Raw genomic sequence first — 22,482 nt, 5'->3', positions numbered from 1 at the left:
CCTATTTAGCGAATTATTATGCGTTATTTACAAGTGTAACGATTTTTTGTGCACCATCTGCCATTGATTCAGCAGCAGTGATATTTAATCCGGATTTCGCTAATATTTCTTTACCTGCATCCACATTCGTACCTTCTAAACGAACCACAAGTGGAATCGTTAAACCAACTTCTTTAGTCGCTTGTACAACACCTTCTGCAATTACGTCACATTTCATAATTCCACCAAAAATGTTAACAAAAATACCTTTTACATTTTTATCAGAAAGAATGATTTTGAATGCTTCTGTAACTTTTTCAGCAGTTGCACCGCCACCAACGTCTAAAAAGTTTGCTGGATCTCCGCTATAATGTTTAATAATATCCATTGTTGCCATTGCAAGTCCTGCTCCATTGACCATACATCCTATATTTCCATCTAATGCAATATAACTTAAATCATATTTAGATGCTTCGATTTCTTTTTCATCTTCTTCATCTAAATCTCTATATGCAACAATATCTTTTTGTCTAAATAATGCATTATCATCGAAATTTAACTTCGCATCTAATGCTAAAACCTCACCATCACCTGTTGTCACAAGTGGATTGATTTCTGCTATTGAGCAATCTTTTTCGACAAAGACTTGATATAAGCCCATCATAAATTTAACCGCTTTCGATAAATATTCTGCTGGAATATTTATATGAAATGCAAGTCTTCTAGCTTGATATGGTAATAATCCAGTCACTGGATCAATCACTTCTTTAAATATCTTTTCAGGTGTACGTGCTGCTACTTCTTCGATTTCGGTACCGCCCTCTTCAGATGCCATCATCGTAACTTTGGAAGTCGCACGATCAAGTACTAATCCAATGTAATATTCTTTTTGAATATCGCAACCTTCTTCAATTAGTAAACGCTTAACTTCTTTCCCCTCTGGACCCGTTTGATGCGTTACTAATGTTTTTCCTAGAATCTCTTCTGCATATGTACGTACTTCATCAATATTTTTGGCTACTTTTACACCGCCAGCCTTCCCTCTTCCACCAGCATGAATTTGTGCCTTTACAACATTGACTTTCGTGCCTAATTCTTTCGCTATTTGAACAGCTTCATCTATAGTAAAAGCTACTTTACCGTTAGGTACACGAACGCCATATTGACGCAATATTTCTTTTCCTTGATACTCATGAATATTCATCTTTCATCCTCCCATCAATTATTCATTGCAATTTCATTGTATAAAAGAGTATAGCAATTGTCTACTTATTCATCTATTTAATCTATTGTTTTTTTAGATCACCTAACTCACAACTAGTTCGTTTAGTTGATTTTTTTGTCAATTTGATAGATATATGCAAATACTTCTGCGACAGCTTGATATAATTCCTCTGGTATCGTTTCATTAATATTTAGTTGTGATAACAACTCGACAAGTGTTGGATCTTCTTGAATGGGAACATTATTTTCCTTTGCTTTTTTTACTATATTGTCAGCAACTAAACCTTTCCCTAATGCTGTTAGTTTAGGTGCATCATCTTTATTCTGGTCAAATTTCAACGCAACTGCTTTTCTATTCGTTTTATTCTTTTCATATGTCATATTCTATAATCAATTCCTCCTATAGGATTCGTTGCATAGTTCTCGTTTATTGTATTGCTTGAAGTTTTTTGGTTAAAACTTTTCATATCTTTCCATGTTACATTACTTAGAAAATAATCGTATGCTTCAAGCTTCTCTTTTAAATCTTGTTTGTATAATGTAATATAATTTTTTACTTCTTCTGTATCATTATAAACAGTCAAGTGGACGACCCTTTTTTGAATAGACATAGCGATTATTGTCTCTTTCATTTTCGCAAGATTTAAATGAAATAATATTCTACAATAATCTGCATCAATTTGGTCTTTTCCTTCTTTCTTTTTTCCTTCAAATTGTAAACGTATGTCCTCAGTAAGTCCAAACTTATCCCCCGGAAATTGCAAATGTAGTTGAAGATTGCCTTGCTGTTGATCTAACATATTCATTTGCACACCATTTATAAGATTTACTAATCTTGTAATCTTATCGCCTAACATATCTGACTGCTGTTGTGCACCTACTAACATGGATTGCTTTAAACTGTGTTGCTCTAATTCATTTATTTTTGCTTCCATCATTGCTTCATCTTGTATTCCACTAGTTTGTATAAAATGTTGCATATACTGTAAAAACTGATTTTTAATCATTTTTGTATCATTGCCTAAGAATTGGTCATACTTCAAGAAAAACTCTCGTAAAGTGTTGATATCCCTATTACTAAGCTGTACTTGCTGTAGCTTTTGAAGTATGTCAACGATAGATTCCTTATTCGCATCAGTTGTTTGAAGTGCTTGCAATAAAAAATTATAATCCGCTTTACTTAAGACGTTTTGTAATTTTGGTAATAATTCTGTTCTTGTTAAAATCATTTGCATATCTGTTTTATTTAGTTGTAATCCATTTATTATACTATTTATCGCTTTCGTCTGAAGTGGCGTAAAGTCACCTTGCATTCCTAACACACTTAGTGCAGAATGGCTCATATTTGCAAGCACCAATTTTGTTTCTAATTGATGAATCATTGTGCTCGTATTAGAATTGTTCATAATAGAATGATTTGACTTTAATTTAGCTAACACTTCCATCAACAAATTATTCTCAATGTTAGAACCAGTGTATGTTTGTCGAATGGTTTGTAATTGCTCTACGATATTAGCATTGTTGTTCACAACATTTTTCAATAGATCCATCAATGTGGTTAAATCTTGAGTAATAGATAATCCATTTCTTGGTTTTATTAGTGTATTGGTGTCTATGTTCATTTGCTGAATTTGAGCTCTATTTAGTATCTCATTCACTGTCTTCCATTCTTCCATTATGGCATTGTTATGATTAAAATTACTTACACCTAAAAATGTCTGCAATTGATTTTGAATTTGAGTGAGCGAGGATGTTGGTAACTGCACGTGTTGAATAGATTGTAATAAACCTCGCATTTCCGCACCTAATTGCGTCTCTTTAAACAATGCTAATGCTTGATAGATTTTATCCGTCATTGGAAGTTTGTTTGCTAATATTTCTTCTATGACAGATTGCGTACTTGTATTGGAACCATATGTCTCTAGTAAATTTACAATTTGTCTTATCTGTTCGTGATTCAATGGAATGTTTTTATTAACTATCTGTGTCATAAACTCTATGTTCGACTTTGTGGAGTGCACACCTATGCGTTGTAGCATATCTTTAATGGAAGCGCCTGAATCGTCAGATATGTCAGCAATTTTTTTTAATTGGATGGTTCCTTTCGTCGATGTAACTTGAAACAGATAGTTTTTTTTCGCTTCTAGAGCTGTTTCTAATTGCGCAATTACTTGCTTGTTTCCAATTGAGATCGTAGCTGTTTGATTAAGATGTAATTCCGCAACTTTACCCTGTATCATTTGGCCAACTCTTAGAGAATCTTTACTGTTCGATGTCGCAATATGCTTATTTGATCCCACCCACACTTGTCGTGTATCCATTTCATTTTCACCTTCAATAATTTATTGATTTCAAAAAACTTTTTCGATGTATTTCTGTTATTCCATATTGTTCAATTGCATTTATGTGTTCTTTTGTTCCATACCCACTATTTTTCTTAAATTGATACATGGGATATTGATGATCTATTTCTTTCATTATTCTGTCTCTAGTTACTTTTGCTACAATACTTGCAGCAGCTATAGAAATACTTTTTTGATCTCCTTTAATAATCGATGTAGATTTATATGTTAACCCAGTTAACTCTACTGCATCAATTAATACATGATTAATTGGTAAGGATATGAGATGGATCGCTTCTCTCATTGCTTTTTTTGTTGCTTGTAATATATTTATCTCATCAATTTCTTGCGCTTCTACGATACCAACTTGAACATCTAGTGCATGGTTTACGATATAATTATAGAAAAGTTCATGTTTCGCTTTATGTATTTTTTTGGAGTCGTCTAATCCTAACAAGCAAAAGTCCTCTGGCAAAACTACAGCACATGCCACTACTGGGCCTGCTAAAGGACCGCGACCAACTTCATCTACACCTACTATAATTCTTTCATCTTTTTTCCAAAACTCCCGTTCAAATTGGCTCATTTCTATAAATTTCTCTTTCAATTGTCTTTGCTGTTCTTCTTTTTTTTCATATTCTTGAACTATTTTGTGTACACCTTTGCGTGTATCGTTTAATAATCTAAGTTTTAATTCATCTGTCATTTGATTCATTTCTAAAAATTCTTTTATTTTGCTTATTTTCCACTCATTCATAACAAAACCTCTTTTCATTAATATCGACATATATGTACAAAAATAAAGACATTCCAGTGATAGAATGTCTTTATTCTTCATTTGTAGGATGTTCAAGTGAAATTGGTCCTAATCTGCTATTCCTCAAATCTTGGACAATAATCTCTGCAGTTTTGTCAAAATTGACATGACCTCCTGCTTCTAAACAACCTCTTCTTTTTCCAATTTTTGTGAAAATACCAACTATATCTGTCAGCTCTTCTTCCACTTCATACCGTTCTTTCATAATGGATGGATAGTTAGATTGTATATATCGTAAAATAAACGTAGCTATTTCGTCCATTGGCAGCAATTGATCCTTTATTGTACCAATAGCAGCTAGTCGTAATCCAACAACTTCATCTTCAAATTTAGGCCATAATATACCTGGTGTATCTAACAATTCGAAATCTTTTTTCACTTTAATCCATTGCTGTTGTTTGGTAACCCCTGGTCTATCTCCTGTTTTAGCTATCTTCTTATTTGCTAAACGATTAATTAGAGTTGATTTACCAACATTCGGAATTCCAACAATCATCGCTCTAGCTGCTCTTGGTCGAATTCCTTTTCGCCGTAATCGTTCCATTTTTTCTTCTGCTAACATTTTAGCCGTTTGAATTACTGTTTGAATATCTTTTTTATTATTTACATCAATAGCAATGGATACAATACCCTTTGTCTCAAAGTAAGATAACCATTTAGTTGTAATCTTATTATCTGCCAAATCATTTTTCATTAATACAATCATTTTTGTTTTATTATTCAGTAATTGTTGCAATAAAGGATTTTGTGATGATAAAGGAACTCTTGCATCAACTAATTCAATCACAAAATCTACTAATTTTAACTTCTCTTGTACTTCTCTCTTCGCTTTGGCCATATGACCAGGGAACCATTGAATTGGCACAATCCATTCCTCCTTGTTAGTAGTAAATCTCTATATCATTAACTGGCCAATATGTTAAACGAGCGATACCTGTCACTTCATCTAAAGGTATAAAGCCCAAATGTCTACTATCAGTGGAGTTATTTCGATTATCCCCTAATACAAAAAGATGGTCTTCTGGTACGGTTAACTGGCCGTTTGGAATTTCTACAAGTGAAAAATCAGTTGTATATTTGTCATCTGGAGAGAGGCCACTCTTCACCTCATCTAAAAATGACTCTTCAATTGGCTTTCCATCCACATATAGTATATCATCCCTATACTCTATTGCTTCACCCGGTAGACCAATCACTCTTTTTATGTAATCTTTATTGGAAGTTGCGTGGAAAACAACAATATCAAATCGTTCTGGCTTTTCAAATGTTAATGTCAATTTATCTACAATTAGACGTTCGCCATTTTCTAATGTTGGCAACATAGATGGTCCCTCTACTATTATAGGTATAGCAATAAACATTCTTATTAGGATAAACATTAATATTGCGATAAGTAATGTTTTTATCCAATCTACCCAATCCGTCTTTCTTGTTGTCATTCCATTTCCCTCTTTCTACTCCAACAAAATACTCACTTTTTTCGCACATTCACTTATTGTTTAAAGTATTAGTCCAGATGACATACAATATGTATCTCTATATATAATAACTGTAACATATTTATTATAATATATTATAGCAAGAAGAAAAAGGAGCCTGACAATGCAAGCTCCTTTTTACATTCATTTGATTAACGAATTTCTTTAATACGAGCAGCTTTACCACGTAAGTTACGTAAGTAATATAGCTTAGCACGACGAACTTTACCACGACGAATAACTTCAATCTTATCGACACGTGGTGAATGCACAGGGAATGTACGTTCAACCCCTACACCGTAAGAAATTTTACGTACTGTAAATGTTTCACTAATTCCACCGTTTTGGCGCTTAATAACAACACCTTCAAACACCTGGATACGTTCACGGTTACCCTCGACAACCTTCACGTGTACTTTTAAAGTATCACCAGGACGGAAATCAGGTAAATCAGTGCGTAATTGTTCTTTTGTAATTTCTTCGATTAATTTTTGCATTCTTCATGCACTCCTTCCAAACCAATGCTCTTGTCTACTTTATAGAGATAGCGGAACATCGTTAATATACTCAAGCTTCTACTTAAGCACAACTATCAATATAACACATTTATATATATATATCAACTAGAACTTTCATCTTTCCAATGCTCAATCCATTTTTTTTCTTCTTCTGACAACTCATAATTTTCAAGTAAGTCTGGTCTTCTTAAAAAAGTTCGTTTTAATGATTCTTTTCTTCTCCATTGTTCAATATGTTGATGATTACCTGATACGAGAACATCTGGAACTTTCATTCCTCTATATTCAGCAGGACGTGTGTAATGGGGATGTTCTAATAATCCCGTAGAAAAAGAATCTTCTGTTGCCGAATGGTCATTTCCCAATACTCCTGGTAACAAGCGAATGACACTATCCATGATGACCATCGCACCTAATTCCCCACCTGTAAGAACATAATCTCCAATAGATATCTCATCTGTCACAAGTTCTGTACGGATTCTTTCATCATATCCTTCATAATGACCACAAATAAAGATTAAATGCTCTTCTTTTGCTAACTCTTCTGATTTTTTTTGCGTAAGTGTTTCTCCTTGTGGACACAATAAAATAATTCGAGGCTTCACATTTTCTTTTATTTCTATTGAATCTATTGCATCGAAGATTGGTTGTGGCTTTAAAACCATCCCCGCTCCCCCACCATATGGATAGTCATCCACTTTATTGTGTTTATCTTTTGTAAATTCACGGAAGTTAATGATGTTATAAGAAAATAGATGTTTATCTGCAGCTTTTTTTAAAATAGAAGAACCAAGAACACCTTCAAACATTTCCGGAAATAATGATAATATATCCACTCTCATTAATCTAATAGTCCTTCCATTGGATTGATAGTGATTGTTTTATCTTCTACACTTACTTTTTTCACCACTTGCTCAATATATGGAATAAGGTATTCTTTTCCTTCGTCTGATTTCGTTACCCAAACATCATTTGCTCCTGTTGACAATATCTCCTTAACCTTTCCTATACGTTCTCCACTTTCTGTAACAACCTCACACCCGATAATCTCATAATAGTAATATTCATGCTCAGTTAATGGTATGAGATTACTTTTTGAAACATACAAGAGTGATCCTTTATATTTTTCGACATCATTAATATTAGTCAAATTGTCAAATTGTACTAAGTCAAACTGTTTATGTAATCGATGTGATACCACTTTAACCTCTATATAATCATCTGTTCCATTTTGTTTAATATATAGGATAGATCCTATATCAAATCTTTCATCAAAATCCGTATTTCTAATAATCCTTACTTCTCCACGAATCCCATGTGTGTTTACAATTTTTCCAACTTTTAAGTATTCGTTCATGTTTACCACCTATATTATGTAATTTTTGTTACTATGCCATCTTTAACAATGATTGATTTTTTGTCGACTAGTTCATTCCAATCCATTCCAACTTCTACATCAATCATTGCTTCCACTTCGCCATCATTAATCTCACTACCGATTGGCAAAATGCTTAATTGCTCTAATTTATATTTGTACCATTTAATATGATCTTTACGATTAGACATTTCTTTTTGAAATTTTAATGCGATATCTGCTTTTTTCTTTGTAGATCGTTGTTCTAATTTCTTTTGCTCAAAAAGCAATTGCTGACACTCTTGCTCTAATTGAAATATCTTTAATTCATACTCTTCTTCAAGCTTTACTTTTGTTTGCTCTGTAACAATTTGCTTTACTGCTACTTTACGAATAATTTTCAAAGGGACCAGCCTCTCTAATTATTAGAAAAACTTTGCTTATGGACATAAAACTTTTTTTAGTCCTATTTTTCTAGTCTTATAACAAAGACAATTAAAGAATAGCAAAATACTAAAGAAAAATCCATCTTTTATCATATAAAAAAGAGAAGGTTTCCCTTCTCTTTTTACATAATGTCTAAATAAACTTTTTTATTTGACTTCATTCCCGCTGCGTAAACAACTGTTCGAATTGACTTAGCAATTCTTCCGTTTTTACCTATCACTTTACCGACATCATCAGGATGTACAGATAATTTATAAACAATTTTCGAATCTTCATTTATTTCCTTGATTTCAATTGCTTCTGGATGGTCTACTAACGGTTTAATAATTGTTTCGATTAAGGTATTCATGTCATCACACTACTTATTATTGATTTTTTGATTCGTGGAATTGTTTCATGATGCCTTCTTTTGAGAATAAATTACGTACAGTATCACTTGGTTTCGCACCTTTAGTCATCCAATCTAGTGCTTTATCTGTATCAATTTTCACTTCTACAGGATTTGCAACAGGATTATATGTTCCAACTTGCTCGATAATACGTCCGTCACGTGGAGAACGAGAATCTGCAACTACGATACGATAGAAAGGATTTCTTTTAGAACCCATACGTTTTAGGCGAATTTTTACTGCCATTATTGCCACCTCCAAATTAATGTTTCACACAAGATAGAATTGTATCAGATTTTTTTATGTCTGTAAAGTGTTTTTACATTACAACACAAAAATAATGATTAGAAAGGAAAAGGGAACTTTAAACCTTTACCTTTTTTGCCTTTTTTTCCTGATTGCATGTTTGTCATTTGTTTCATCATTTTCTTCATATCTTCAAATTGTTTTAACAATCGATTCACTTCAGATACAGACCTTCCTGCACCTTTTGCTATTCGTTTACGTCTTCCTGCATTAATAATACTAGGGTCTTGTCGCTCTTTTGCTGTCATTGATTGGATAATCGCTTCCACATGCGAAATCTGCTTTTCATCGATTTCCATGTTTTTTAAGCCCTTCATTTTGTTTGCTCCAGGAATCATACCGATTAAATCTTCCAATGGCCCCATATTTTTTACTTGACCCATTTGTTCTAAAAAGTCATCAAAAGTAAAGGATGCAGAACGCATTTTTTCTTCTAACTCTTTTGCACGCTTTTCATCAACATTCTCTTGTGCTTTTTCAATTAATGAAAGCACATCACCCATCCCTAAAATTCTGGAAGCCATTCGTTCTGGATGAAATACTTCTAATTGATCTAACTTTTCTCCCATACCCGCAAACTTAATCGGTTTATTTGTTACAGCCTTGATGGAGAGTGCTGCACCACCTCGAGTGTCCCCATCCAGTTTCGTTAATACCACACCAGATACATCGAGTTGATCATTAAAGCTTTCTGCCACATTGACAGCGTCTTGACCTGTCATCGCATCCACAACTAAAAAGATTTCATCAGGATTGACAGCTTCTTTTATTTGTACAAGTTCATCCATCAATTCGCCATCGATATGCAATCGACCAGCAGTATCAATTAAAACATAATCTAAATGTTCTTCTTTTGCTTTTTCAAGACCTTGCTTGGCTATCTCTACAGGACTAATATCCGTTCCTTGAGAATAAACAGGCATATTTAACTGTTTCCCTAATGTTTCTAATTGATCGATCGCAGCAGGACGATAAATATCAGCTGCTACTAATAATGGTTTACGGTTATACTTTTTACGTAATAAGTTCGCTAATTTACCAGTAGTTGTAGTCTTACCTGCACCCTGCAAACCTACCATCATGATAACAGTTGGGGGACGATCAGCAACTGCAATTTTACTTTCTTCTCCGCCCATTAATTGAGATAACTCATCTTTTACAATTTTGATTACTTGTTGGCCCGGCGTTAAACTCTCCATTACTTCTTGACCAACTGCACGTTCTTTCACATTTTTCACAAAATCTTTTACAACTTTAAAGTTAACATCTGCTTCTAATAATGCGAGACGAACTTCTCTCGTCATTTCTTTTACATCTTGTTCGGTAACTTTTCCTTTACCTTTTATTTTCTGTATCGTATTCTGTAGGCGGTCGGCTAAACCTTCAAATGCCATATAATACGCCTCCTATTCTATATCACTAATTTTATCCAAAATGGTTTTCAATTCACTATACTGTTCGCTATTCATCAAGCTAGTCGCTTTTTCTAGTAAGGTTTGCCTTTCTTGGAATTTCTTATATAGATTAAGCTTTTCCTCATAACCTTCCAGCATTTGTTCTGTACGTCTTATATTGTCATAAATTGCTTGTCTTGAAACATTGTACGTTTCTGAAATCTCTCCAAGAGATAAATCTTCCAAATAATACATTTCCATATAACTTCGTTGCTTTTCTGTTAACAAAGCTTGATAGAAATCATATAGAAAATTAATTCTTGTTGTTTTTTCTAGCATAAATTGTACACCTCGTTAAGTGAATTGCCTTTACAACAAGTCTAATAGCCATAATAGCATCATGTCAAGTTTGTCTATTCCTCTTCTAGCATATCAGCAAATAGTCCATAAACAAATGCTTGTGGATCAAATTTTTGCAAATCCGTTACTTTTTCTCCCAGACCTACTAATTTTACTGGAATACCAAGTTCGTTACGGATTGCTAAAACAATACCACCTTTAGCAGTACCGTCTAACTTAGTCAATACAATTCCGGTAACATCTGTTGCTTGTGCAAATGTCTTTGCTTGGCTTAGTGCATTTTGACCTGTCGTAGCATCAAGTACTAGTAATACTTCATGCGGTGCATTTGGCACTTCACGCTCAATTACTCTTTTCACCTTCTGTAATTCATTCATTAAGTTTACTTTATTCTGTAAACGACCCGCAGTATCACACAACAGAACATCTGCTTTTCTCGATTTCGCTGCTTGTATTCCATCAAAAATCACAGCAGCAGGGTCACTTCCTTCACTATGTTTAATGACATCTACATCAATTCGTTTACCCCATTCACTTAATTGTTCGATTGCTCCTGCTCTAAATGTATCACCTGCCGTTAACAAAACTTTTTTACCTTCTGATTTTAATTGATGTGCTAGTTTACCAATTGTTGTTGTTTTACCAACTCCATTTACACCAACAAAAAGCATAATTGTTAGTTCATTTTCTTTTATATTCAGCTCTTTATTTGTTTCATCATCATCTCCATTATAAATCTCAACAAGTTTTTCTGATATAACTGTTTTCACTTCACTTGTATCACTAATGTTCTGACGTTTCACTTCCATTTTTAACTCATCAATTAAATCAAGCACTGTAGATACACCTACATCTGCTGAAATTAATACTTCTTCTAAATCTTCAAAAAAATCTTCATCGACTTTTCGATACCTAGCAACTAAATCATTAATTTTCTCCGAAAAACTCTTTCTTGTTTTGGAAAGTCCTTCTTTATAATTATCTGCAACTTCTTCATTTGATTTGCTTGATTGAAATTTATCTTTTAATTTTTTTAGAAAACTCATTATATTCACTCCTACTTTTAAACTTCCAGTAATTCTTCCGTTTCTTCTAATTTCACGGATACTAAGCGGGAAACTCCAGATTCTTGCATCGTCACACCATACAAAACATCTGCTTCTTCCATTGTACCTTTACGATGTGTGATTACAATAAATTGCGTATCACTGCTATACTTTTTGAGATATGTGGCAAATCGAGTTACATTCGCCTCATCTAAAGCCGCTTCCACCTCATCCAATACACAAAACGGTACTGGTCGTATCCTTAGTATAGCAAACAATAAAGCAATCGCAGTCAATGCTCTTTCCCCACCTGATAAAAGTCCTAATTGCTGCAACTTCTTACCTGGTGGTTGTGCAATAATATCCACACCTGTTGTTAACATGTGATTCGGATCTGTTAAACATAATTCAGCTTTTCCTCCACCGAATAACTTTTGGAAGACAATACTGAACTCGTCTTTAATTTGATGGAACGTCTCACTAAATCGACTTGTCATTTCTTCATCCATTTCAGCTATAATTTCATACAACGTTCTTTTTGCTTGAACTAAATCCTCTTGTTGCTTTGTTAAAAAATCATATCGCTCTTTTATTCTTTCATATTCATCAATCGCACCTAAATTAACTGTTCCAAGCTCATCGATTGCTCGTTTGATCAATTTCACTTTTTCTTTTGCTTCTTCTAAGTCATCTGGTTGCTTAAAATCTCGTTTTGCTTTTTCAAAAGTCATCACATATTCATGTTGTAATAAATCTAGACGTTGATCTAAATCGATTTCTAGCCTATTTTTCTTAATTTCTACTTTTTGAAGTTCTTCCATTAGTACTTGTTCTTCATTATTACAGTTTTTTATTTGTATTTCTATTGTTTCAATCAATTGTTGAATGGAAAAACGCTGATCACGAGAAACTTGTAATTGTAACTTTGTTTCATCAACTTTTGATAGTACTTCTTGAATTTGACGATTCATTTCTTCAGGCGTTTGATTTGCTTTTTTTACATGTTCTAATTTAGATAACTGATCGTTTTTGTCTTCATGATTTAAGTAAAGTTCATTCAATTCATTCGTAACTTGCTCTACTTTTTCCTTTTGATTTGTCAACTTTGTATTTAACTCTGCAAATTTAATCTGCAATTCTTGATGGCTTTGTTTTAACAAAGCTTCTTTTAACTCAAATTCTTCTAGTTCTTTTGTTAGTTGCATAACCTTTTCATCAATTTGACTAATTTCCATTCCAATATGAGACAACTCTTTCTCTATTATTGTCGAACGTTGTACCAACTCATTTCTCTCTTCTTGTTGTTGTAATTTATCTTGGTCGTAAATAGATAAACGTTGATTTAAATGTTCAAGAGAGAGTTTAACTTCTTTATAGGTACTTTCTTCATTTTGATAATTTGTTAAGAGATTCGTTAAGTTTGTTTGTTTCTCATTCTGCTCTATTTTTAGCTCTTTTAATAATGTTTTTTGATTGTGTAATTGTTGTTCAAAATCCTCTATTCTTTTTTGATAAGCGATATATTTTTCATTTATATCAGACAGTTCTCTTTCACGTGTAAACAATGACTGATTTTTTCTTTGTTTTGCACCACCAGACATGGAACCACCTGGATTTACTATGTCTCCTTCTAATGTAACGATACGATAACGTCGATTTGTCATTGCCGCTAAGTTATTCGCATCTTTTAGTGTTTTTGCGATGATCACGTTACCTAATAATGCTTTCATTACTTGCTCATATTTTTTATCATATTGTGCTAAGTCCGAACCAATTCCTATAAATCCTTCTTCATTTTTAATCTGTTGAAAAAGATGTTGCGGAATGGATTTTGACTGCATTGTCGTTAAAGGTAAAAATGTAGCGCGTCCTTTATTCGTTCTTTTTAACCAGTTGATTGCTTCTCTCGCATTTTTTTCATTTTCCATCACAATGTGTTGTGCCTGTGCTCCAAGTGCCGTTTCCATTGCGTCAATATACAAATCATCGAATGTCACTAATTCAGGGATTGCACCATGAATTCCTTGTAACACATTGTTTTCTCGAGCTTTTAGAACCTCTTTTACACCAGCATAAAAACCTTGAAAGTCTTCTTTTAAGTCTTCTAACAATTCTTTCTTAGATTTTAAATTTTCAATCATTTGTAAGCCTTTATAATATTTCTGTTCCATATCTGTAACTAAATTTGTTTCAACACTTATCTTTTTTTCAATTGACGATACTTCACATTTCATTTCTTCAAGACTTACTTTCAGTTTCTCTAATTTTTCTTCGTAAGTATTCACACTTTGTTCTAATTCTTTTCGTTGTTTAAGAGAATCATCCCACTTTGTTGAGTGTAAGTCTTCTTTTCCTTTCATGCGATTCAATTGATTTTGAATAGATGTCTGTTCATTTCGTTTCGCTGCTTGTTGGTTAAGCAAATCAATGTAGTCACTCTTGTGTGACTCAATATCTTCTTCTAATGTTGATTTTTCTTTACTTAATTGCGATACAATCTTATCCAACGCTATTTTTGTATCTTTTCTTTCTGTTGTTAATTGTTTTAGTTTTTCAGATTCTACTTGCATCAGCTGTTTATACTCTTGAATTTTAGTGTCTAACTTTGATATCTCTAGCTCTAAATTATTTTTATTCTCTGAATAATGTTGAAGTCTTTCGTGGTAGATTTTTTTGTTACCTTCTAAGTGTTCGGCTGACTTTGTCCATTCCAAAAGTTTATCTTGTAATTGCTGAATCGTATCATCCGTTTGTTGTAATTTCTTTTTTTGTTCAAGTAGTTCGTTATTTTTTTCATTTGCTTGTATATTGATTCTTTCTTTTGCTTCTTTCCATTGCTCGATTTCCTTTATTGCATTTGTTAACTCCATATCAAAAAGCGTGATTTCTTTAACCAATAAACCAACTTCTACTTCTGTTAGTCTTTCTTTATGGCTTACATATTCTTTAGCAATTGACGCTTGCTCTTCTAATGGTGCAAGTTGGCCTGAAATCTCATAAATAATATCTTCTACTCTATTAAGGTTTTCTTGCGTCTCAGCAAGCTTATATTCAGCCTGTTTTTTTCTATTTTTGTATTTTAAAACACCAGCTGCTTCTTCAAAAATAATTCTTCGTTCTTCAGACTTAGAACTTAATATTTCTTCCACTTTCCCTTGGCTAATAATAGAGAACGCTTCTCTACCTAAACCAGAATCTAAGAACAAATCAGTAATATCTTTCAAGCGACAAGATTGCTTATTGATCAAAAATTCACTTTCACCTGATCTATATACCCTCCTAGTCACACTAACTTCTTTATAATCCACAGGAAGTCTTCCATCAGAATTGTTAAGAACCAGTGTAACTTCCGCCATATTTAGTGCTTTACGATTCTCACTCCCCTGAAAGATAATGTCTTCCATTTTGGAACCACGTAAAGATTTTGCTGATTGCTCACCTAAAACCCAACGAATAGCATCCGTAATATTACTCTTCCCACTACCGTTTGGTCCTACTACTGCTGTCACACCTTGTACAAAGTCTACTTTGATTCTTTCAGCAAAAGACTTGAATCCGATTGTATCAATTTGTTGTAAGTACATCTTTAAAACCCCTATATTCACATGCATTTATTTTAAATTCTCTAATAAATTCAATAATTTATGTAAAAATTGTTTCCATTTCAACTTATTTATTTTATCATAAAGAAAAGAGTGTGAGAAGAAAGAATACAAGCAATCAGAATTGGAGTTGTTAGGTTTGGATTTATCGATTAAAAATGAAGATAATTTTGAGTTTATGATTAATGAAATGGCGAAGATGTTAAACGTTGTAAATGCATCATTGTTAGACCCTAAACATTATAAACTAGAAAATTACGAAGAGATTAAGTCATTGTATGATTTATTAAAAATGAAAGGCGGCTTAACTGTTGCGGAAACAAACGCCTTTATTGAAGAGTTAAAAACACATCGCATTTCTTAACTACAAAATAATTTTGATTTGATTAAAACCCGTACATCTGGAATGTACGGGTTTCTCATCTCATGTTTATTTATGTAAATCATCTAATGCTTCTTTTGCAGCTCTTTGTTCTGCTTCTTTCTTTGTACGACCAAGTCCTTTTCCGGCAATTTTATTGTTGATAGTAACAATTGCATAGAATTCTCTATCATGGGCTGGTCCTCGTTCTTCAGCTATCTCATATTCTACTACTTTATTCTTAAATTGTTGCACCATTTCTTGTAGCTGACTTTTATAATCCATCGTATGCGAAAAAGCACCGGTAGTAATTTTTGGATACACATATTTCTTTAAAAATGCGATTACTTGCTCATATCCTTGATCTAAATATAATGCTCCAATAAAAGCTTCAAATACATCAGCAAGTAATGCAGGCCGGTTGCGACCACCCGTCATTTCTTCACCTTTCCCAAGTAATACATATTTGTTAAATTCAAGACTTCTCGCAAATTGTACCAAGGCAGGTTCACATACGATCGATGCGCGCAATTTTGTTAAGTCTCCTTCTTCCATCTCAGTAAATTCTCTATACAAATATTGAGATATTCCTAATTCTAAAACAGCATCACCTAGAAATTCTAATCTTTCATTATCAGAAAGTTTCTTTTTTCTATGCTCATTTACATAAGATGAATGTGTAAAAGCTTGTCTCAACATACTCTCATTATTAAAATGAATACCAAGCTTACTTTGTAATGCACTAAAATCAGACACTATTCTCACCTACCTACTGAATATAAAACGATTCCAATTACTTTTGTACAAGAAGCCTTACTATAGTAAGGCTTCTTGATTATTTCATTTCTAAACAGACGCTTTCGCTTTTGTATCATCCAGCTTAAGCGTCCAGAAACTAGGTGACTTCGCGAATCAACTTACAATAAGTCATCATCGATTCGCAAGCTCATCGTGATTCCTTTATCTCTGTTGTTTCACTCCAGTCACTACGTTTCTAATCGGACGCTTTCGCTTTTGTTTTAATTAACGATTGCTCTCTATGTAGTTAACAGCGTCTCCTACTGTGGCAATCTTCTCTGCATCCTCATCAGCGATTTCTAAATCGAACTCATCTTCTAATTCCATCACAAGTTCTACTACATCTAAAGAATCTGCTTCTAAATCATCTTTAAATGATGCTTCAAGAGTTACTTTTTCCTCTTCTACATCTAAATGATCAACTACGATTTGTTTTACTTTTTCGAATGTATCTGACATTGTATGTCACCCCCTTTCAAAGTATAGCAGTTTATCTTAAAACAACGCAACCAGATTTATTATATTTATGTGATGAAGAACGGATATAGTACGTAGTCTTATTAAACCTATTCTTCTCGTTACATGACCATTCCACCATCAACTTGGATGGTTTGCCCTGTAATATAATTTGATTGGTCAGATGCTAAAAATAGCGCTACATTCGCTACATCTTGAGCTTGACCTAACTTTTGAAGTGGTATCAATCCTAGCATTTGCATTTTTTGGTCTTCTGTTAATTGATCAGTCATGTCTGTCTCAATAAATCCAGGTGCAATTGCATTTACTAAGATATTACGTTGCGCTAATTCTTTAGCTGTCGTTTTTGTTAGTCCGATAACACCAGCTTTTGCTGAAACATAATTAGCTTGACCAGCATTCCCACTAATACCTACAACGGATGAAACATTTATAATTCTTCCACTTCGCTGTTTCATCATTTGACGTGTCACAGACTTCGTACAAACAAATACACCTTTTAGATTTGTGTTGATTACTGCATCAAAATCATCTTCACTCATTCGCATTAATAAATTATCACGAGTAATACCAGCATTATTCACTAAAATATCTAATTGGCCAAAAGTTCCAATTACTTCTTTTATCATGCCTTTCACTTCTGTTTCATCACTGACATTTGCTTTAATCTTTATTGCTTCTCCACCATTTGCAACAATCTCATCAACAACTGCTTGTGCCTTCTCATCATTTCCTGCATAATTAATTGCAACTTTTGCACCATTCTGTGCGTATAATTTAGCAATTGCACTACCAATTCCTCGTGATCCACCTGTTACAAGTGCTACTTTCCCTGCTAACATTCCTATTCCTCCTTTGCCCATTTTACAAATGATTGATATGATTCCACATCTCCAATTGAGAATGTCGTTGTTCTTCGATTTACTTTCTTAACCAAACCAGCTAATACTTTCCCATTACCTACTTCCACAATTGCATCCACGTCTTTTTCTAGAATCAAGTTAATCGTTTCTTCAAATCGAACTGGAGAATACAATTGTTTTACTAACAAATCTTTTATTGTTGTTTTATCTGTTACTTCACTAGCTGTAACATTTGCAATCACAGGAATTTCAGCGTCATTCCATTCTAGCTTGTCAATTTCTTCAGAAAATTCTTCTGCAGCTGGCTTCATTAAACTTGAGTGGAATGGCCCACTCACTTGTAATGGAATCACTCTTTTTGCACCTTTTTCTTTTAAGAAATCCACAGATTTTTCGATAGCTGATTTTGTTCCTGAAATAACAATTTGACCAGGACAATTTAAATTGGCAATATCAATAACTTCATCCGATTGTTGCTTGATTTCTTCTAAAGCATCCTTTAATCCTTGTAACTCCAAGCCTAAAACAGCTGCCATGCTTCCTTGTCCTTTAGGATACGCATTTTCCATTAATTGTCCACGTTTATGTACTAATTGAACACCATCTGTGTAAGAAATAGCATTTGAAGCAACTAACGCACTATACTCACCTAAACTATGACCAGCAGTTAAAAAAGGGGTAATCTGTTCTTTCTGTAATAGTGCTGTAATCGCAGCACTCATTAGCAATAAAGAAGGTTGTGCATTTTGTGTTTCCGTTAACTTCTCATTCGGTCCTTCAAACATCAATGAAGTTAAATCATATCCAACCATTTCATTTGCATGATCAAACATTTCTTTAACTAGACTGTATTTTTCGTAAAAATCTTTTCCCATTCCTACAGCTTGTGATCCCTGTCCTGGATATACAAAAGCGATTTTCTTCATAGATTACATCTCTCCTTGCTTTGGTAAATGTTGTACATCTGTTTCTATTTTTGTAATCACATCTTTGTTCACAATATGCATCGTTTGTTTGATTGCACTATATATAGCTTGTTCGTTGGAAGACCCGTGTGCTTTTACAACTGGTGCTTTTAAACCAAATAAAGCAGCACCACCATATTCAGAATAATCCAATTGACCTTTTAAATTACGTAATTCAGATTTTGCAAGCATTGCTGCAAATTTCGTTTTAGTAGAAGACATAAATTTATCTTTTAACATAGAGAATAAAGTTAAAGCTGTTCCTTCAATTGTTTTTAGAGCAACATTTCCACTAAATCCGTCTGTGACTACTACATCTGCAACACCATTCAATAAGTCTCTTGCTTCTACATTCCCAATAAAATGTATAGGAGCATTGCTCAATAATTCAAATGCTTTTTTTGTTAACTCTGTACCTTTTCCATTTTCTGTACCAACATTCAATAACCCGACTCTTGGATTTGTAATATTACGTACTTTTTCCATGTAAATAGATCCCATAATTCCATATTGCAACAAATGTTGTGGTTTTGCTTCGACATTTGCACCGACATCTAATAATAAGAATCCTTCCCCATTCGTTGTCGGTAATGTAGGACTTAATGCTGGTCGATCAATCCCTTTTATCCTGCCTACTACGAATAATCCTGCACTCATTAATGCGCCTGTATTACCTGCCGAAATACAGGCATCAGCACGACCATCTCTTACTTCATTCGCCATTAATACTAAAGAGGCATTTTTTTTTCGTCTAACCGCTTTGACTGGTTCATCTTCACTTGTTATTTGTTCATTTGTATGTAAGATAGAAATATTAGGTAAGGTTCCTTTTACATACTGTTTAATTTGTTGTTCGTCACCAATGAGGGTAATTTCTAAATCATCAAACTCTTTCACAGCCTTTATTGCACCTAAAACGATTTCTTTTGGAGCATTGTCACCGCCCATTGCGTCAATTGCTATTCTCATTTTTATTTCCCTCTTTCTCTTGGTTAGATCTAAACATTTCAAACTCACCTTTAAATACGGGTTCATTTTCAACTGTACTTGTCACTTCTACAATGGCACGATTTTTCTTTAGCACTTTCTTTAAATATGCCTTCGCAATCACTCTTTCGCCAACATTTACTTGTCTTGTAAATTTTATTGTTGCATTCGTTGTCAATGCAAGTTCATCATTAATCACTGCGACAGCTAAAGAATTTGCCTGTGCAAACAAATGATGTCCCCTCGCAATCTTATTCCGTGAAAAAACATGTTCTTCTTTAATATCTAATATAGAGATTGCACGTTTATCCAATTCTAAATCAATTATTTCTCCGATTACTTCATCGATTGGGAGTGCTTTTACTGTTTCATTCCAGTTAGATGTTGCAACAGATTTAATTCTTTCACGTAATTCAGGTATATTCAATTCCATTCGATCTAATCGTATTGTTTGAATACTGACATGAAATGATTTCGCCAATGTTTCATCTGTAATAAAGGGCTGGTCCTTAATTGTTTCTATTAATTCTTTTTGACGTTCTTTTTTTGATTTTTTCACATCTTCACCGCCTATCTAAAGCAGTAGCTTTATCCATTGATACTATATATTATTATATAAATGTATGAATTGAAGAAGTATCTAATCGACAATTTTATGACTAGGTACTAATAGTAATATATAATACCACGATGTAATTTGCAAGTGATTCTAGTTTAATATTTCTTTAGAATAATCGAAGTTTATTTTTAAATATTTCAACAGAGGTTGAAATTCTTCTTCTCGTAATCGGTGGTGAAAAATAATATCTATTGCATCATTTCTGGCAGTCTCTAGCGCTCGATAATCATGAGCTAAATCACCTAATTTAAAATCCGGAAGCCCACTTTGCTTTATACCAAAAATATCTCCAGGACCACGTAATTCTAAATCTTTTTCTGCTAATACAAAACCATCGGTAGTTTCTGTCATAATTCTCATTCGTTCTCTACCTGTGTCTCCTTTAGGATTAGCTACTAATATACAATAACTTTGTTTATCTCCTCTTCCAACCCTACCTCTTAATTGATGTAGTTGGGATAAGCCAAATCTATCTGCATCTTGTATCATCATGACAGTTGCATTAGGTACATTTACTCCAACTTCTACCACTGTTGTTGATACCAAAATTTGTGTTTCATTTTCTGTAAAAGAATGCATTACTCTTTCTTTTTCATCATTATTTAATCGGCCGTGCATCAAACCTACTTTCCATTTATCTTTATACACTTCTTGTAATTGAAAGTATAAATCTACAGCATTTTGAATATCTAACTTATCTGATTCTTCTATTAATGGACAAACTACATATGCTTGTGCACCATTCGCTAGTTCTTTATCAATGAATGAGAGTACTCTTTGCATCATATTTTCTTTAATCCAATATGTTTTTATCGCTTTACGTCCAACAGGCATTTCATCAATCTTTGAAACATCCATATCTCCAAATGCCGTAATGGACAGTGTTCTCGGAATAGGTGTTGCTGTCATAAACAAACAATCTGCAAGTATACCCTTCTCTTTCAACGTATTTCGTTGTTGTACACCAAATCGGTGTTGTTCATCAATCACAATATAGCCTAAATTTGCAAAATGCACGTCTTCTTGAATTAAAGCATGTGTACCAATTACAACATTTATGATACCTGCTTCTAAATTTTGTGCTACTTCTTTTCTCTTTTTTCCTTTCACAGACCCTGTTAATCGTTCAATAATGACATCTTCAGGTAATAATTGACGTAATGATTTTTCGTGTTGTTCTGCTAAAATTTCTGTAGGTACCATGAATGCTGTTTGTTTGCCTGCAGTGATAGCAGCATACAGACTAATAATTGCAATTGCAGTCTTACCTGAACCTACATCACCTTGAAGTAGACGATTCATTCGATACGGAGAATGTAAGTCTTCCAAAATCTCTTTCAAAGATCTTTGTTGGGCATTTGTAAGATGAAATGGCATTTTGTTTATCAACTGATTTACTTTTTCCACATTATAATTATGTTGGTTACCTTTAGTTACTTCTTTATTCTTTTTTCTTAGTAATTGCATTTTAAGTTGAAAGAGAAGAAATTCTTCATATATAAACCTTCTTTTAGCGTGCTTTAGATGTACAAAGTCAGGAGGAAAATGGATGGATTGAAAAGCTTCCTTGCGAATTGGTAATTTATAATCTTTTAAATAGTTAACTGGTAAAATCTCTTCAATTGAGTCAATCTGCTCACTCAAAACTTGTGTCATAACTTTAATTATTTGATTATTTTTGATATTCCCTTTTAATGGATATATAGGGCTAATAGGCGAATTCTCTTCCATTGTCCCTTTTTTAAACTGATCGACAGTAATTTGTAAACGGTGCTGATCCCATTTTCCACTGAATGTAAATACCTCTCCGACTTCAAAATGGTTTTTAGCAAAGGCACGATTAAATAGAACAGCTTTAACTACAGAATTCTCCACTTTAATTGAAACAGTTAGTTTCGATTTTTTCCGGTTATAAAATTGAATAACTGGTTGATGCATCACCTCTCCAACAATCGTAACTTTATCTTCATGAACTAGTTCATATAAAGGTTTTTGCTCATAGTGATCATATCGATTTGGAAAATACATCATTAAATCATGTAATGTGAAAATCCCTAATTCTTGCAACTTCTCTAGCATTTTAGGACCAATTCCTTTAATGTTACCTAAACTTTCTTGATTCACTTATTTACTCCCTCTCCTTTAAATGATGAAGA

24 protein-coding genes are annotated in these 22,482 nt (G+C 33.4%); 1 reads left to right on the top strand and 23 read right to left on the bottom strand.

Features of this window, described 5'->3' with window-relative positions; genetic code table 11:
- Window positions 1-16: 16 nt before the first annotated feature.
- The 16 genes from sucC to smc form a co-directional block, all read right to left on the bottom strand.
- Window positions 17-1,183: an ADP-forming succinate--CoA ligase subunit beta gene (sucC, locus tag ACFOZ1_RS06115; protein WP_390197150.1), complete on the bottom strand. Its 1,167-nt coding sequence runs from the start codon at window positions 1,181-1,183 to the stop codon at window positions 17-19.
- 122 nt (window positions 1,184-1,305) lie between these two features.
- Entirely contained in the window at window positions 1,306-1,584 is a 279-nt protein-coding gene (locus tag ACFOZ1_RS06110) for an EscU/YscU/HrcU family type III secretion system export apparatus switch protein (RefSeq protein WP_390197147.1), read from the bottom strand.
- Complete coding sequence (locus ACFOZ1_RS06105) at window positions 1,581-3,524, bottom strand: hypothetical protein (RefSeq protein WP_390197145.1); 1,944 nt, start codon at window positions 3,522-3,524, stop codon at window positions 1,581-1,583. Before ACFOZ1_RS06105 ends, ACFOZ1_RS06110 begins: the two co-directional genes overlap by 4 nt.
- A gap of 13 nt (window positions 3,525-3,537) precedes the next feature.
- A complete protein-coding gene (locus ACFOZ1_RS06100; RefSeq protein WP_390197142.1) occupies window positions 3,538-4,302 on the bottom strand; it encodes a ribonuclease HII in 765 nt (254 codons plus the stop codon).
- A 70-nt stretch (window positions 4,303-4,372) separates the two neighbouring features.
- Entirely contained in the window at window positions 4,373-5,227 is an 855-nt protein-coding gene (gene ylqF / locus ACFOZ1_RS06095) for a ribosome biogenesis GTPase YlqF (protein ID WP_390197139.1), read from the bottom strand.
- Window positions 5,228-5,243: 16 nt separating this feature from the next.
- Window positions 5,244-5,801: a signal peptidase I gene (lepB, locus tag ACFOZ1_RS06090; RefSeq protein WP_390197137.1), complete on the bottom strand. Its 558-nt coding sequence runs from the start codon at window positions 5,799-5,801 to the stop codon at window positions 5,244-5,246.
- A 191-nt stretch (window positions 5,802-5,992) separates the two neighbouring features.
- Window positions 5,993-6,337 carry a 50S ribosomal protein L19 gene (rplS, locus tag ACFOZ1_RS06085; RefSeq protein WP_390197134.1) on the bottom strand — a complete coding sequence of 115 codons (345 nt, stop codon included), beginning with the start codon at window positions 6,335-6,337 and terminating at the stop codon, window positions 5,993-5,995.
- 122 nt (window positions 6,338-6,459) lie between these two features.
- Window positions 6,460-7,200 carry a tRNA (guanosine(37)-N1)-methyltransferase TrmD gene (trmD, locus tag ACFOZ1_RS06080; RefSeq protein WP_390197132.1) on the bottom strand — a complete coding sequence of 247 codons (741 nt, stop codon included), beginning with the start codon at window positions 7,198-7,200 and terminating at the stop codon, window positions 6,460-6,462.
- Window positions 7,200-7,715: a ribosome maturation factor RimM gene (gene rimM / locus ACFOZ1_RS06075; RefSeq protein WP_390197130.1), complete on the bottom strand. Its 516-nt coding sequence runs from the start codon at window positions 7,713-7,715 to the stop codon at window positions 7,200-7,202. The genes trmD and rimM overlap by 1 nt, the downstream gene beginning before the upstream one ends.
- Window positions 7,716-7,729: 14 nt before the next feature.
- Window positions 7,730-8,116, bottom strand: a complete 387-nt coding sequence (locus tag ACFOZ1_RS06070; protein WP_390197127.1) for a YlqD family protein — start codon at window positions 8,114-8,116, stop codon at window positions 7,730-7,732.
- A gap of 164 nt (window positions 8,117-8,280) precedes the next feature.
- Window positions 8,281-8,508 (bottom strand): KH domain-containing protein, encoded by a 228-nt coding sequence (locus ACFOZ1_RS06065; protein WP_390197125.1) that lies wholly within the window; start codon window positions 8,506-8,508, stop codon window positions 8,281-8,283.
- 16 nt (window positions 8,509-8,524) lie between these two features.
- A complete protein-coding gene (rpsP, locus tag ACFOZ1_RS06060) occupies window positions 8,525-8,794 on the bottom strand; it encodes a 30S ribosomal protein S16 (RefSeq protein WP_390197122.1) in 270 nt (89 codons plus the stop codon).
- A gap of 98 nt (window positions 8,795-8,892) precedes the next feature.
- Window positions 8,893-10,248, bottom strand: coding sequence for a signal recognition particle protein (ffh, locus tag ACFOZ1_RS06055; protein WP_390197120.1), 1,356 nt, complete (start codon window positions 10,246-10,248; stop codon window positions 8,893-8,895).
- Between the two features lie 12 nt (window positions 10,249-10,260).
- Window positions 10,261-10,587, bottom strand: a complete 327-nt coding sequence (locus ACFOZ1_RS06050; protein WP_390197118.1) for a putative DNA-binding protein — start codon at window positions 10,585-10,587, stop codon at window positions 10,261-10,263.
- 74 nt (window positions 10,588-10,661) lie between these two features.
- Window positions 10,662-11,654, bottom strand: a complete 993-nt coding sequence (gene ftsY, locus ACFOZ1_RS06045; protein ID WP_390197115.1) for a signal recognition particle-docking protein FtsY — start codon at window positions 11,652-11,654, stop codon at window positions 10,662-10,664.
- 17 nt (window positions 11,655-11,671) lie between these two features.
- Window positions 11,672-15,238: a chromosome segregation protein SMC gene (gene smc, locus ACFOZ1_RS06040; protein WP_390197113.1), complete on the bottom strand. Its 3,567-nt coding sequence runs from the start codon at window positions 15,236-15,238 to the stop codon at window positions 11,672-11,674.
- Between the two features lie 157 nt (window positions 15,239-15,395).
- Between smc and ACFOZ1_RS06035 the strand changes: the two genes are divergently transcribed.
- Complete coding sequence (locus tag ACFOZ1_RS06035; protein WP_390197110.1) at window positions 15,396-15,620, top strand: DUF1128 family protein; 225 nt, start codon at window positions 15,396-15,398, stop codon at window positions 15,618-15,620.
- A gap of 66 nt (window positions 15,621-15,686) precedes the next feature.
- Here ACFOZ1_RS06035 and rnc read toward each other — a convergent pair whose 3' ends face one another.
- From rnc to recG, 7 genes are all read right to left on the bottom strand, one after another.
- Window positions 15,687-16,373: a ribonuclease III gene (gene rnc, locus ACFOZ1_RS06030; RefSeq protein WP_390197107.1), complete on the bottom strand. Its 687-nt coding sequence runs from the start codon at window positions 16,371-16,373 to the stop codon at window positions 15,687-15,689.
- Window positions 16,374-16,640: 267 nt separating this feature from the next.
- On the bottom strand, window positions 16,641-16,874 hold the full coding sequence (locus tag ACFOZ1_RS06025) for an acyl carrier protein (RefSeq protein ID WP_390197104.1): 234 nt from the start codon (window positions 16,872-16,874) through the stop codon (window positions 16,641-16,643).
- A 119-nt stretch (window positions 16,875-16,993) separates the two neighbouring features.
- Window positions 16,994-17,734, bottom strand: coding sequence for a 3-oxoacyl-[acyl-carrier-protein] reductase (fabG, locus tag ACFOZ1_RS06020; RefSeq protein ID WP_390197102.1), 741 nt, complete (start codon window positions 17,732-17,734; stop codon window positions 16,994-16,996).
- Window positions 17,735-17,736: 2 nt separating this feature from the next.
- Complete coding sequence (gene fabD / locus ACFOZ1_RS06015; protein WP_390197099.1) at window positions 17,737-18,681, bottom strand: ACP S-malonyltransferase; 945 nt, start codon at window positions 18,679-18,681, stop codon at window positions 17,737-17,739.
- 3 nt (window positions 18,682-18,684) lie between these two features.
- Entirely contained in the window at window positions 18,685-19,689 is a 1,005-nt protein-coding gene (gene plsX / locus ACFOZ1_RS06010) for a phosphate acyltransferase PlsX (RefSeq protein WP_390197097.1), read from the bottom strand.
- Entirely contained in the window at window positions 19,673-20,266 is a 594-nt protein-coding gene (gene fapR, locus ACFOZ1_RS06005) for a transcription factor FapR (protein WP_390197095.1), read from the bottom strand. The genes plsX and fapR overlap by 17 nt, the downstream gene beginning before the upstream one ends.
- Window positions 20,267-20,416: 150 nt before the next feature.
- On the bottom strand, window positions 20,417-22,450 hold the full coding sequence (recG, locus tag ACFOZ1_RS06000) for an ATP-dependent DNA helicase RecG (protein WP_390197092.1): 2,034 nt from the start codon (window positions 22,448-22,450) through the stop codon (window positions 20,417-20,419).
- Window positions 22,451-22,482 lie beyond the last annotated feature (32 nt).

This window comes from Gracilibacillus marinus (assembly GCF_042651725.1).
GTDB classification, from domain to species: Bacteria; Bacillota; Bacilli; order Bacillales; family Amphibacillaceae; genus Gracilibacillus; species Gracilibacillus marinus.
Note: the sequence above shows the minus strand (reverse complement) of the source record. Positions and strands in the feature narration are given on the sequence as shown.

Coding starts and splice junctions, on each gene's coding strand:
- sucC (WP_390197150.1), bottom strand. CDS start 1,183: ATGAATATTCATGAGTATCAAGGAAAAGAAATATTGCGTCAATATGGC.
- ftsY (WP_390197115.1), bottom strand. CDS start 11,654: ATGAGTTTTCTAAAAAAATTAAAAGATAAATTTCAATCAAGCAAATCA.
- fabD (WP_390197099.1), bottom strand. CDS start 18,681: ATGAAGAAAATCGCTTTTGTATATCCAGGACAGGGATCACAAGCTGTA.
- lepB (WP_390197137.1), bottom strand. CDS start 5,801: ATGACAACAAGAAAGACGGATTGGGTAGATTGGATAAAAACATTACTT.
- rpsP (WP_390197122.1), bottom strand. CDS start 8,794: ATGGCAGTAAAAATTCGCCTAAAACGTATGGGTTCTAAAAGAAATCCT.
- rplS (WP_390197134.1), bottom strand. CDS start 6,337: ATGCAAAAATTAATCGAAGAAATTACAAAAGAACAATTACGCACTGAT.
- ACFOZ1_RS06100 (WP_390197142.1), bottom strand. CDS start 4,302: ATGAATGAGTGGAAAATAAGCAAAATAAAAGAATTTTTAGAAATGAAT.
- fabG (WP_390197102.1), bottom strand. CDS start 17,734: ATGTTAGCAGGGAAAGTAGCACTTGTAACAGGTGGATCACGAGGAATT.
- ACFOZ1_RS06110 (WP_390197147.1), bottom strand. CDS start 1,584: ATGACATATGAAAAGAATAAAACGAATAGAAAAGCAGTTGCGTTGAAA.
- ACFOZ1_RS06050 (WP_390197118.1), bottom strand. CDS start 10,587: ATGCTAGAAAAAACAACAAGAATTAATTTTCTATATGATTTCTATCAA.
- ACFOZ1_RS06065 (WP_390197125.1), bottom strand. CDS start 8,508: ATGAATACCTTAATCGAAACAATTATTAAACCGTTAGTAGACCATCCA.
- plsX (WP_390197097.1), bottom strand. CDS start 19,689: ATGAGAATAGCAATTGACGCAATGGGCGGTGACAATGCTCCAAAAGAA.
- rimM (WP_390197130.1), bottom strand. CDS start 7,715: ATGAACGAATACTTAAAAGTTGGAAAAATTGTAAACACACATGGGATT.
- trmD (WP_390197132.1), bottom strand. CDS start 7,200: ATGAGAGTGGATATATTATCATTATTTCCGGAAATGTTTGAAGGTGTT.
- ACFOZ1_RS06025 (WP_390197104.1), bottom strand. CDS start 16,874: ATGTCAGATACATTCGAAAAAGTAAAACAAATCGTAGTTGATCATTTA.
- ACFOZ1_RS06105 (WP_390197145.1), bottom strand. CDS start 3,524: ATGGATACACGACAAGTGTGGGTGGGATCAAATAAGCATATTGCGACA.
- smc (WP_390197113.1), bottom strand. CDS start 15,238: ATGTACTTACAACAAATTGATACAATCGGATTCAAGTCTTTTGCTGAA.
- ffh (WP_390197120.1), bottom strand. CDS start 10,248: ATGGCATTTGAAGGTTTAGCCGACCGCCTACAGAATACGATACAGAAA.